The 12322-nt window shown below is 60.2% G+C and carries 11 protein-coding genes; 4 read left to right on the forward strand and 7 right to left on the reverse strand.

Annotated elements, in window-relative coordinates; all coding sequences use genetic code 11:
* Nucleotides 1–2 precede the first annotated feature (2 nt).
* The gene (locus ACN9MX_RS13490; RefSeq protein WP_426387084.1) at nt 3–167 is read right to left on the reverse strand and encodes a hypothetical protein; all 165 of its coding nucleotides are present in this window, start codon (nt 165–167) and stop codon (nt 3–5) included.
* Nucleotides 168–536: 369 nt separating this feature from the next.
* Here ACN9MX_RS13490 and ACN9MX_RS13495 point away from each other — a divergent pair, with 369 nt between their 5' ends.
* The 4 genes from ACN9MX_RS13495 (at nt 537) to ACN9MX_RS13510 (ending at nt 4231) form a co-directional block, all read left to right on the forward strand.
* Nucleotides 537–1076, forward strand: coding sequence for a hypothetical protein (locus ACN9MX_RS13495; protein ID WP_426387085.1), 540 nt, complete (start codon nt 537–539; stop codon nt 1074–1076).
* Nucleotides 1076–2452, forward strand: coding sequence for a 7-cyano-7-deazaguanine synthase (locus tag ACN9MX_RS13500; protein WP_426387086.1), 1377 nt, complete (start codon nt 1076–1078; stop codon nt 2450–2452). The genes ACN9MX_RS13495 and ACN9MX_RS13500 overlap by 1 nt, the downstream gene beginning before the upstream one ends.
* Complete coding sequence (locus ACN9MX_RS13505; RefSeq protein WP_426387087.1) at nt 2449–3630, forward strand: ImmA/IrrE family metallo-endopeptidase; 1182 nt, start codon at nt 2449–2451, stop codon at nt 3628–3630. Before ACN9MX_RS13500 ends, ACN9MX_RS13505 begins: the two co-directional genes overlap by 4 nt.
* A gap of 97 nt (nt 3631–3727) precedes the next feature.
* Nucleotides 3728–4231, forward strand: coding sequence for a hypothetical protein (locus ACN9MX_RS13510; RefSeq protein ID WP_426387088.1), 504 nt, complete (start codon nt 3728–3730; stop codon nt 4229–4231).
* Between the two features lie 105 nt (nt 4232–4336).
* Here the strand turns inward: ACN9MX_RS13510 and ACN9MX_RS13515 are convergent, their stop codons facing one another.
* The 6 genes from ACN9MX_RS13515 to ACN9MX_RS13540 all read right to left on the reverse strand — a co-directional run bounded on the left by ACN9MX_RS13515 (nt 4337) and on the right by ACN9MX_RS13540 (nt 12318).
* Nucleotides 4337–5263, reverse strand: coding sequence for a DUF2493 domain-containing protein (locus ACN9MX_RS13515; RefSeq protein ID WP_426387514.1), 927 nt, complete (start codon nt 5261–5263; stop codon nt 4337–4339).
* A gap of 302 nt (nt 5264–5565) precedes the next feature.
* The gene (locus tag ACN9MX_RS13520) at nt 5566–6600 is read right to left on the reverse strand and encodes a DUF7146 domain-containing protein (protein ID WP_426387089.1); all 1035 of its coding nucleotides are present in this window, start codon (nt 6598–6600) and stop codon (nt 5566–5568) included.
* Between the two features lie 115 nt (nt 6601–6715).
* Nucleotides 6716–8857 carry a ParB/RepB/Spo0J family partition protein gene (locus ACN9MX_RS13525; RefSeq protein WP_426387090.1) on the reverse strand — a complete coding sequence of 714 codons (2142 nt, stop codon included), beginning with the start codon at nt 8855–8857 and terminating at the stop codon, nt 6716–6718.
* Between the two features lie 132 nt (nt 8858–8989).
* The gene (locus tag ACN9MX_RS13530; RefSeq protein WP_426387091.1) at nt 8990–10195 is read right to left on the reverse strand and encodes a DUF932 domain-containing protein; all 1206 of its coding nucleotides are present in this window, start codon (nt 10193–10195) and stop codon (nt 8990–8992) included.
* 175 nt (nt 10196–10370) lie between these two features.
* Nucleotides 10371–10952 carry a hypothetical protein gene (locus ACN9MX_RS13535; RefSeq protein WP_426387092.1) on the reverse strand — a complete coding sequence of 194 codons (582 nt, stop codon included), beginning with the start codon at nt 10950–10952 and terminating at the stop codon, nt 10371–10373.
* A 115-nt stretch (nt 10953–11067) separates the two neighbouring features.
* On the reverse strand, nt 11068–12318 hold the full coding sequence (locus tag ACN9MX_RS13540) for a nucleotidyltransferase domain-containing protein (protein WP_426387093.1): 1251 nt from the start codon (nt 12316–12318) through the stop codon (nt 11068–11070).
* Between the last annotated feature and the right edge of the window lie 4 nt (nt 12319–12322).

Consider the following 12322-nt stretch of genomic DNA (forward strand, 5'->3'; position numbering starts at 1 on the left):
GGTCAGAACGCGAACGGATCGATTTCCGCGATAACTTCGGCATCGTGATCGAACTCGGTGACCGGCACGACCGACAGGCTGCCGTCACCGGCGCGGAAAATGACTATGGCGACCATCAAAGTGGCTGCGAGGCTGAAGGCAAAGGCTTGTGCGTCATTGAAGGACATCGGACCTGCTCCTGTGCGAAGCGGAGGCTCATCCCCCGCTGACAGGCGCCCGAAGTGACCGGCCAAGGGCTGCAATCACCGCGCTGGTAAAGCCAGTGCGGCGGCACGCTTTGCGTAGTCCGACCCTTTACGGGTTGATGGCGTCAGGCCCTTGGCCGGGCCAAGGATCAGCGCGTTTGAAGCGGGATGGTCCAACGCCAACGAAATGGATCTCAGGGTTCGCGAACATGATCGCTGCAGAATGAGTCCATTCACCCCAATCTGACATTGTCGCCATATTTTTATCATGATTTGACATTTTGGAATTCCCGAGGCACGTTGGTCGCATTGGAGGCATGTATGAGCGATGGACCCCATCGGAGTTTGCCTATGGGCAGACGTTGGAAGAAGCTGGCGGAATGCATAGACAACGCGCTGTTCTCTGACGAGGAAGTGCTGGAGCGGCGCGATGCCGCCGTCCTTGGCGAATTTTCTCGAGAAATTCCCGACGCACTGATGACCAGCCTACGGCACATCCTTTGCGAATCTGACCAGGGGTCACTTTTCGCCCCGTCTGGAGAGGAAATTGAGAATCTCCGTATGCAGGCGAATGGATCTCCTATCGGCTCCTTGTTGATCGACTGCGCTATCGATGCCGTCGATTCTGGAAAAACCGGCGAAGCGGCACTCGCATCTGCTTGCAGCGAAGCTGCGAATGAAATCTTAGACCGCCACGCGCGCGGTATGGAGGAGCATTATCAGCGCGAAACCGGCGCAAAGCGCGCGTCGCATTTCGCGTCACGCGTTGGAGCCATTCTAGACGGCCGACAAATGTCGGATTTGACTTCGCGCCTCGTTCAAGGCGGCCGCGCGATGGTAATCCGTGCGCCCACCCGACACACGGGCCTGGATGATGGAGTGCACTTCTAATGAACAACGTCACTCCGAAAGACATACCACAACTCGAAGTCGTCATCTCAGAGAAGCGTAAGCGCCGAGGAGGACGTGTTTCGTGCGTAATCGGAGAGCACATTCAATTCAACGAGAGCAAATTGCTTTCATATTGCTTCGCGGAATGGAAGCCGATTGTCTTTGACATGCTGGTTGTCGCTGCTGCCGTGGAATTTTGTGATCGCTTCCAAAAACGTCCAACAATTGGTTGGAGTCGAGATATTCATCTGGAGATTCCCGTTCACGATAAAGACTTATGGGAAAGCGACAGCGTCAATGAATCGCTCGTCTCCGCACTTAGCTTTCTGACTGGAGACCGGTGGCGCATTTCATTTATTGGCCGCAAGGCAGCAGAAGCGTCACGAACGCAGGCGACCTTGGCATTACCAAGCGGCGCTAAAGCCATTGTACCCTTTAGTGATGGAATGGATTCGCGGGCTGTTGCTGCCCTGACCGCAGCAAAGCTTGGATCATCCATCATCCGCGTTCGGCTTGGGAGTAAGACGCACGACCAGCCCAAAAATGATGGTCGACGTGAGCCGTTCACGAATATCCCTTACAAGGTGAAGCCAAGCGAAAAGCGTTTCGTCGAGAGCAGCAACCGATCGCGCGGTTTCAAATTCTCCATGATCGCTGGCATTGCTGCGTATCTTGCTGATGTGGGCACGATAATCCTGCCCGAGAGCGGGCAAGGAGCATTGGGGCCGCCCTTGATTCCTGTAGTGCAAGCCTATCCAGATTATCGGAATCATCCGAGGTTTACGGAACGGATGGAGAAGTTCTTCGCCGCCCTTCTTGGGCACAATGTTTCATACGTGTTTCCAAGACTTTGGTTCACGAAAGGCGAAACTCTCAAAGCCTTTGTGACCGAGACTGCCCAGCCGGACGACTGGAACGACACGATTTCGTGCTGGCAGCAAAATCGTCACGTGGCCGTCGAAGGTCGCAAACGACAATGTGGCATTTGTGCAGCTTGTATGCTCCGGCGGCTGAGTGTCCATGCCGCCGGCCTAACCGAACCTTCTGATCGTTATGTCTGGGAGAACCTTAGCGCGACAAAATTTGAAGACGGCGCCGCAGTCGGATTTTCTAAAATCACACCGGCGCTGCGGGAATACGCGATCGCCGGCACTATGCACATGGACCACCTTGCCGGGTTGGTGGACTCGCCGCGCCATCAGTCACTCATTAAACGCCACGCGGCGCAGATCGCAAAATCTCTGAACCTCACCAATGAAGACACCGAAATGAAACTTATCTCACTTCTTCGTCGCCACCGCGACGAATGGCACGCCTTTGTCAATTCGCTTGGTTCGGACTCATTCATCCGTCAGTGGACGGCTAGCGTGTCATGATCTCGCCACTGGAATCCCTTCCTCTCGAAGACATCGGCGAACGACTACGCCTAGCGCGTGATAGCGCAAAGCTCACGCAAGCGGCCGCTGCGACCGCCGCAGGCATGGCGCGAACGACGCTTGTGGCAATTGAAAAGGGCCAGCGCCGCCTGCGTCTCGATGAGCTTCAAACTCTGACGAGTGTTTACGGGACGACGATCAACGAAGTGCTTCGACGGGAGCCGGTCCAGATCAATCTCCTGGCGCAATTTCGGAAAATATCTGCATCGGAAGATGCGAGCGTTGAGCACGCCGTGAGGTTGCTCAATGACCTTGTGCGCGCAGAAGTCGAACTGGAGCAATTGCTCGGAATTTCTCGATCTATTGCTTATCCTCCCGAGACGCCCATCTTGCCAGGCAATGTTCGCTTGCAAGCCGAACAAGATGCTTTCGATCTCCGGCAATGGTTAGGAATTGGTCTCAATCCTATCAGCGACATTATTAGCTTGTTAGAATTGCAACTTGGCGCCCGAGTATATGTCCGGCGTTTGCCGTCTAGCATCTCTGGCCTTTTCGCTTTTGATGATGCTGTGGGGCCATGCATTTTGCTCAATGCAAATCACCGTCGTGACCTGCGCGCAAATACCGCAGCTCATGAGACCGGCCACTTCATGTCTACTAGGAGATTTGCCGATATCTTAGATGATGGGACGTCGGAGACCGTTCGTGAGGAGCGCTATGCTAATGCCTTTGGCCGAGCATTCCTGATGCCCGCACGAGCGGTGAAGCAGAAATTCCAAGACATAACGGTGGGGGCTTCTTCGCTCAGCCGTCGCCATATCATCGTGCTTGCAAATTACTTCGGGGTATCGCGCGAAGCATTGGTTCGGCGACTCGAGGATCTGGGATTAATTAAGCGAGACAGTTGGGATTGGTTCGTTGAAAACGGGGGTATAACTGACGAGCAAGTGATCCAGGTCTTGGGTGCTTTGCCCAAGGATGAGCACAAGGATGATGCAGATCGCCCGATTTCGCTGCGTATGAGCATGATGGCAGACGAAGTTTGGCGACGTGAGCTCCTAAGCGAAGGGCAGTTGGCTCGCCTGTTACGGCTCGACCGTTTGGAGTTGCGCGACCTCTTGGATGGGTTGGGAAATGAAGGGAGCGAGGCCGATGGGGCTCCCAAGCTGCTGGTCTAATTCGTCCGTTCCCCTCGTCCTCGATGCAAGCGTTGCAATCAATCTTAACGCGACAGGGAATGCGTCCAGAATTCTCGGAGCTATCCCTAACGCGATCGTGATCGTCGATGTAGTTGCGCGAGAGTTAGAAGCGGGGCGGCTAAAAGGCCGTACCGACGCTGATATGGTTGCAGCACTCGTGGTTTCAGGGCGTGCCCAGCTAGAATCGCTCTCAGCAGATTGTGAAGGTAACTTTCTGGCGATGGTGTCGGGTTCAGGCGCGGCAACTCTCGACGATGGTGAGGCCGCCACAATAGCGTGGGCAGTGGCAAATGGTGGCATTCCGGTAATCGATGAAAAGAAGGGTTTGGCCATCGGTCAAGATCGCTTCTCTCTCCCGATGGCAACCACGACCGACCTTCTCGTGCACGAACTGGTTCTGGCTGAACTTGGCGCGGTTGAATTAGCGGAATCAGTCTTCAACGCGTTGACGCGGGCTCGGATGCGAGTCCAGGAAAGGCATATTCCATGGGTTGTCAAAACGATTGGGCAGGAGCGGGCAGCCTTGTGTACGAGCCTGCCGCGATCCTCAAGAATTGCCAGAAGCCATTGCTTCGAGTGACAAACTCAGGGGGCCTCAAGCTTTGGCAATAATCCGTCTCGACATGATCGAACTTGCACGGGCCTCGTATTCTCGGCAGCGCTTTCAGGGCCAATTTGATTGACCTCACGAGTTTCCGGAGTGAAATCGATAGACCGGAATTCCGAGCTTGCGGGCCTTGTCGGCAAGATTGTCCTGAATGCCCGTGCCGGGGAAGATGATCACACCGATCGGCATGACGGCAAGCATTTGATCATTGCGCTTGAACGGCGCGGCCTTCGCATGCTTGGTCCAGTCGGGCTTGAACGCGATTTGCGGCACCTTGTGGGTATCAGCCCAACGCGAAGCGATTTTCTCGGCGCCTTTGGGTGAGCCGCCGTGCATCAGCACCATGTCAGGATACTTGGTCCGGATCTGGTCGAGTTTGGCCCAGATCAGCTGATGGTCCGTACTCTCACCGCCGGAAAATGCGATCTTAGGCCCTGCGGGGAGGAGCACTTCCGTTTCGGCGCGCCGCTTGGCACTGAGGAAATCTCGGCTATCGATCATGGCGGACGTCAGGTGCCGATGATTGACCATGGAGCCTGAGTGCGGTTTCCAGCTTGACCGGGTCTGCCGCTCGAAATGCTCAGCGGCCTGGTCACGCATCAGTTCGAAGGCATCGCGCCGTTCGAGGAGGCTCTGCCCTTGGGCGGTCAGGCGTTCCAGCTCGACCGACTTCACCTCGCTGCCATCCTGCTCGTTCTGGAGGCGGCGTTGGCCCACCTCATTGTCGTCGAGTTCGCGTTCGATCCTCTGGCAGGCGCGATGGAAGAGGTTGACGGTCGACCACAGAAGATCGTCGAGGTCGGGTTCGAGGCGTGTGTCTTCCAGGCTGGAAATCAGGGCGTCGAAAATGTCTGCGATGGCACCGGCGACACGATTGCCTTCGGGCAGCGGGCGGGGATCAGGTTCATCCTCGAAGGGGCGGTAGCCGTAGAGCTGAAGTTCCTGCAAAACATGGTCGGTGGGGGAAGAGTTGTGATGCGGTTCAAAGTCGTCGTGCTCGTCCATCGGATGCTCCATCGATTGGACCGCGCCCTCGCGGCCTTCATGGCGATGAAGCCCACGAACGGGCTGGCCCTGCACCCGGAGGGCCGGAGCGAACGCGGAGGATGGCAGAGGCCTGCTATTTTGTTTCGCGATGGAAAGGCGTGCAACGCGCGCCGCCGGAAAATAGCTGGCCGCCGCCATTGCCGGGCCAGAACGCTTGTGGGCCTATCGCCCTCTCGAAGGCCGGGCGCGGCCTCTGTCGATGGTAAGAACTCGTGATGGCTACGACGGCACAGGACCGCACGAACCACCCAGGCCGCGGGTTAAGCCGCGAAATCCAGGAAACGAGCAACATCCTGCGGGGCAAATTGGCCCCGGATACTTGCCCGCAGCGCGTCGAGACCGTGTTCGCACAGCTCCTCGTTGAAGTCCCCGAGTGCCGGCGACAGCACGATCGCCTCGATCCCGGCCGCATTGGCTCTTTCGACCAGGCTATCACGCGTCCAGTCCCCTGCCGGGTCATTGTCGCGGATGATGTAGAGGCGGCGCAACGCATCAGGGAATGCGATCGCAGCAAGGTGCGCTGCCGAAAGGGCTGCCGCCATGGCCATACCAGGTGCGCCTTCGCGAACGGACAACACGCTTTCGATGCCTTCACCGGCGGCCATGACTTCGCCGGGCAGGCCAAAGCGAACCGCATGGCCGAGCAGGTCTCCCATCGCCTTGCGCGGCGTTTCGATGGGCGCCTTGTCCTTGCCATCGGGTGCAAGCCAGGTGCGATGAACCCCGGTGGTCTGGCCATTGAGGTCTGTGACGGCGGCGACCATCGCTGGCCAAGTCTGGGTGACCTCACCGGTTTCGGGCCGATAGTAGCAGCGGGGATGGAAACGCAGGCTTGCTGGTCCTGGGAGATCTGCAATGCCGCGCCGACGCAAGTAGGTGCCGGCCAATGAACTGCCGATTGGCTGCGACATGGCAAAGAGCCGCTTCGCGGCTTGAACCGAGCCAGATACAGCGCGCGGAAACTTGTGCTGCAACGGTGCGGGCTCTGGATGTGGCAGACTCAGAAAAGCGCGTGCTTCCTCGGCAACATCGGCAAAATCTACCAGTCCCCGTGCCAGTCGGATCAGGTCGAGCAAATCGCCGTGGTCGCCGGTAGCGGCATCCTGCCACTTCCCCGCGGGGCCTTTTGGGGAGTCATTGAGCCGGACGAAGAGGGAGCGTCCCGGTGTGTTGTTTGCGTCGCCAACCAGCCAGTAATTGCCCTGTTTGCGGCCAGCATTGAGGTATCGGCGGCACACCGCCTCGGCTTGGCGGCCGAGACGATGAGCAAGGTCGCTTGCATTCATTTGAGCCATCAGGCCACGAGGAACTGGAAGACCACGCGGCCTGTTGACATCGGCAAATCGGCCATGGCACGTTCCCTTCGAAAGGCGCGCGGAGACCAGACGTCCCACCCTCCGCGCATGGTGATCATTCGGCAGCGATTGAGGCGATTTCTTCGTTCTCGCTTTCCTCGTGCTCCTCATCGTCACCGTCGTCGGTGAGGAATGCCGGAAGCGCCGCTTCGCCCTCATCCTGATCGATAAGGTCGGCGCCGGAGATGCCATCGGGGTCGGCAAGCCGCAGCGGCTCGGGCAACCAGCCAGAATCCGCGAGCAGGCGTTCGGCCTCCTTCGCCATGTCGCCCTTCTTCATATGGTCGATGAGCTGGGCGGCGCGCTCGCCAGCGCCCTCGCGCACGGCCTCGAGAATGCGGGACTTGGTTACGCGGCCGAGGTAGTTGCCGACAGTCGGCCGCCAGCCAACCTGCACCATGTCCAGGCCGGTTTCCCGCGCAAGGCGGTCGGCCTGGTCGAAGCGCAATTGCAGACCGTACTCACTGACGCCCGAACCGCTGTAGGGATTGGGCCGCTCATAAAGCGCGTTGACGCCGTAGCTCACGCAGTGGGCGAGGAGCGCCAGACGGTTCTCCTCGTCGAGCCCGGTCAGCCAATCCCACAGCGCCGTGTCATCGGCAGGGATGCGGTTTTTCCAATGCTCGTTGCGTTCATCGACCGACTTGACCGACATGCTGTCACCCAGCTCCTCAGCCTGGGCCGGGAAGAAGATGTGCCGGACCTGTGCCTCGAGAACGCCGCTCATCGAGCGGTGGTGGAAGGCATCCGAGACGAGCTTGTGGAGCAGCGCCGTCATCGCGATCTGCGGATTCTGGGCAACAGCATCGCGCAATGCCAGCGTGCGGTGGGCAGTCAGCTCGGTCACCAGACGTTCGGGCAGCGGCTTGATGCCGTCTTCCTCTTCGTCCTCGACCGGCACGGACTGACCAACCATGGTGACGACGACAGGCCTGACGGCGTGAGCCAGTGACGGTTCGCTGTACCCTGTCTCGGCGGTTCCGTCATCATCATGGTCGGATGGGATGGGTGCCTCGTCTTCGGGGCGGACATAACCGCGGTCGGCGATCAGCGATCCGTCAGAGTCGATGGTGACGAACACGCCGGCGGTCGCGATCTCGGCGGGCTCATAGCGCATGGGCCGGTTGTCGAGCGCCTCCAGGGCCGCCTCGATCTCACCGAGCCGCTGATCGATTTCGTCCGGCAGCTCGTCGGCGTCCTCATACTGGTCGGTCAGGCGATTGAGTTCGGCCTGCAATCCGGCGCGCGTGGCCTGCTCCTCGTCGATCATTTCGAGCGGCGTGCCGACGATTTCACGCATCCCGTGGGTGACGCCGTAGGGGATGCTGAGGCTCGCCTCGACCCACTTCCATCCCTCCATGGCGATCCGGTCGGCCTCGACGCGGAGCTTTTCGGCGACAAGCCGGTCGAGCAGGCCCACATCCTGAAGCCAACCGCCGTCGTCGGACTGGAACAGATCGCGCAGCACGATGCCGCCGGCCGCTTCATAGGCGTCGATGCCGACGAAAAGCGCCCGTTTATCCGACGCCCGGACGGTGGTCTCGGTGAGCATCCGCCGGATCTGCCAGGGTTCCTTTTGCCAGCTGTCGCGGATCGCTTCCCAGACCTGCTCCTGGCGCGCGTGGTCCTCCGAGACGGCGAAGGCCATCAACTGTTCGAGGGTCATGCCGTCGTCGGCGTAGACCTCGAGCAAGGTGGGCGCGGCGGCCGCAAGGCGCAGACGCTGCTTCACGACATTGACGCCGACGAAAAAGGCCGCAGCGATGGCTTCTTCGGTCATGCCCTTGTCCCGCAGTCCCTGGAAGGAGCGGAACTGGTCGAGCGGATGGAGCGGTACGCGTTCGATGTTTTCGACCAGCGAGACTTCATCGATGAGGATGTCGCTGGCGGCGTCCCCGACGACGCAGGGCACAGGCGTGGTGCGGGCTAGGCGCTTCTGCTTGGCGAGGAGTTCGAGCGCGCGATAACGGCGTCCGCCTGCCGGCACTTCGAACATGCCGGTTTGGACGCCGTCAGCATCCAGCACTGGCCGGACATGCAGCGACTGGATGAGGCCGCGCCGAGCAATGGATTCGGCCAGTTCCTCGACCGACACACCGGCCTTCACGCGCCGGACGTTGGACTGGCTGAGTACCAGTTTGTTAAAGGGGATGTCGCGCGATGACGACAGGCTGATCTTCTGGGCAGCAGTTGCCATGGGTTTACCTTTCGCGACGGGCTGCCCGAAAGCCTCTCTCTCGGACCTCAACCCGTCACGAAGCGAAGCGCCGCCCTCTTCCTTTCGGAGGGGCAGCGCAACGCTGGGGAAACTAAGGCTTTTCCGCAGAGGTCAGTGAACCTGGTCGAGCAGTTTCTTGGCCTTGCCCTCCATATCGAGGCGGGCGTCCTGGTGGGACTTGTCGCGAGCCAGCGCGGTGATGCCCTGGACGAAATCGAAGATCGATTCGGGCGGGCGACCTTCCTCGGCGAGCACGGTCTCAATGATCTTGCCCGTCTCGGCCTTGGAAAATCCGCGCTTACGCAGGAAGTCACTGCGGTCCTCATCGGTGCGGGCAACGATGCGCTCGCGGGCGGCCTGGATGCCGTTCACGAAGGGCTGCGGGGAGGAGTTGGCAAAGCCTTCCAGGGCCGGGGCTGCCTCATGGGCGAAGCGGTTGGCGGCATATTTGCTGTGGCGGATGGTGATTTCCTCGAAATCCTCCACGCCCCACAGATTGCGGTTCTGGCAGACGGCACGCAGGTAGAAGCTCGCCATACCCAGCGTCTTTGCCCCGACCTCGGAGTTCCAGCAGTAGAAACCCCGGAAGTAGAGATCGGGCGATCCGTCGGGCAGCCGTCCTGCCTCGATCGGATTGAGGTCATCGACCAGGAACAGGAACACGTCCCGGTCCGAAGCATAGAGGGTGGTTGTGTCGCGGGTGATATCCACGCGCGGATTGTAGATGCCCGTCGACCAGTCGAGCACGCCCGGCACCTTCCAGCGCGTGTCGCCGGTGCCATTGCCCGCGATCTTCTGCACCGCCTCGACGAGTTCATGATCGTAGATCCGGCCGTAATCAGGCCCCGTTACCGCGCGCAGTTCCAGCCTGCCCCCGGAACGACCATCATCGGTCTCCAGCGTCTTGATCTGTTCGGCCCGGTGCGACGTCAGCCCGTATTGCAGATTGATCGCCGCGAGTGGCGCCGGAAGTTGGCGCAGGTAGGCCGCAGGTGCTCCGACCTGACTTGCCAGCTGGCCGAAGCTCCAATGCGTCGGGGCGACGGGCGCGTCGGCGCCGGGGAGGATGAGCGACAGGCGTTCGGGATCGTTGCGGTTCGCCTCGACATGGATGCGGGCCGTTTCCACAACACGGGTCCGACTGCGCTCGGAACGGCCGCGCACCGAGCGGGCCAGATCACCCAGCGAGAGATACCGCTCATCGTCGGGCCGCGAGAACCACTCCGACGATACGCGACCCACGCGCTCTCCGCGCGAGACATCGACCTTGTAGCCGCCGCTCACATCGCGGCGGGCATCGAGAACCTGCATGTTCATGGGAAAACCTCCATGACGGGCGCCAGAAGCCTCTCTCCCCGCATTTCTCCGTCACGGAAATTCTTGCCCCTCTCTCACTCTTTCCGGGGCGTTGCGGGGTGTCCCCGCAGAAGGGGTAGACAGAGACGCTGGCTCGGCCGCAGGGGAAGACGTTCCCCGAACAACCCCCGTTCTGTTAACGGCGACCAATCGACCTACGCGCTCTCACGTTCTGGCTTTCGTGAAGACGGCGAAGCATCCGCTTAGCGATGTATGGCGCGATCCGTTCGTGCAGTGCCATCAGATCCTCGCGGTGACAGTTCCGGACAATCTTGCCGCTGCCACAGGGGCAAGCCCAATGACCCTTGGGCCAGGCCTGGGACAACAGCCTCAGATGGCAGAGCAACGCTTCTCGCCGGTTGGCGATTCCCAGTGCATCAGCAAATGCTTCTTCCATCCCGGCATCGCCATGGGGCCGCTCGCCGAAAGGCCATTTCCCGGTCTTTTCGAACCAGAACTGGCTGAGAAAATACTCATTGAGCGGGCCGTTGATGAAGCTGCCGATGGAGTGGTTGGGAGCGGTGGCGAGCCAATGTTCCCACACCGTGACGCAGCAATCGCCATCGAGATTGATATGGCGATCGGGGTTGCGAGGAATCCAGTTACCCGTCTCGAAGACCTTGGGCTCAACGGAGGGATAGCGGCAGCTTACCTCCATGCGGATGGCAAATTCCGTGATCGGCCCACCGGGCACGGCAGCCATGCCGCTTTCGGTCACCAGAAACCCGCCCTCGATCAGGATTTGCTCTTCGACAAGCCGAGCGTGCAGCTTGGGTTGATCGAACGCGATCGCCGCCTGAACCGTTTCGAGCGTCAGCAAGTGGGCGGTGACCCTAGGCCTTAGCCCAGGGCTTCGACTGCGAACCGGACTGCTTGATCTGATGGATCGCGTGCTCGGCGCGCCGCATGTCGTCTGCGCTGGCGGCGGTCGCTGCGATCGCAGGCATGCCAAGGGCCGAAGCCGGGACTGCCGCCTTCATCATGCGATCGACGAAGTCTTCACCCAGGTTCTTGCGCAGCTCGGTCGGCATTTCGTCGTACTTGCTGGCGCGCAGGTAGAGACCAAAATCGCGGCGAGCCTGGTCGAGCCATGTGTAGAAATTCGCGCGCTTCTTGGGCTCGCCCACCCACTTGTCGGCGAAGTTCTCGCTCGGGTTCACCGGGTTTGCCACCCATGCCACCCCGTCATGATCCTCGATATAGCGGTCCATGTTGGTCAGGATGCTCTGCAAGGCACCGGCAATGGTCGTCTCTTCGTTGTAGGCATGGGCGGCCAGTGTCGTGATGATGATGGAGATAGGCCGAAATTCGCAATCACCGGCAAACATGCAGTCGCGGTGACGTTTGAGTAGCTGGATCGCGCGCTGGAGCGGCGTCTTCACCTTGTGGTCGGGGATCTGATCGACGCTGGCGGAGATGTGCGCCCGCTTGGCGAAGGCGAGCTTGGCTTCATCGAGCCGCACCTTCATCCGGTTGCGGAACCAGACCGCATACCCGGAGGGGTTGCCGAGAGGCCAGTTGGCCGACGCGATTTCATAGTTGGGCAGGGTATTGTCGGTGATGGCAATGGCGCGCCCGGTGAGATCGGCATCGCTTGCCAAGGCCCGGAACCCCTTTTCGAGCAGAACACCCTGATAGTGCTGGGCATCCGGCAGGGCGGGCAGGATGTCCATGTGGAACTGCGCCCCTGCGGCATAGTTGAGCGTCCAACAGCGCCGGCCCTCGTCCGGGTCGGCCATGCCATGTGCCTCCGCGTAAAGCGCGACCTCGCGGCCCACCGCCTCCTTCAGGGTCTTCTGGGTGAAGTCGGCCTTGGTGGCCTCAAGCCGACAGACGAGATCGACGTCGTATTCCTCGGCATCCGTAAACGGGCGCGTCACGGTGCCAAGCAGGAACGAGCCTTGCGGCGAGATTGCGGGCTTGAACTGCGCGATCTCGGATTCGGGACGATCGAGCCAGTTGCCGATGGCATGGTAGCGGTTGCTGGCCTCCTCAAACTTGGAGGGCGGAATATCGAGCGCTTCGGCCATCCGTTCGAGGATGTCGTCGTGCGACTTGGCGAGATTCTTATCGTAGATGGTCATGATG

Source organism: Sphingobium sp. R-21 (assembly GCF_049913335.1).
Lineage (GTDB): Bacteria > Pseudomonadota > Alphaproteobacteria > Sphingomonadales > Sphingomonadaceae > Sphingobium.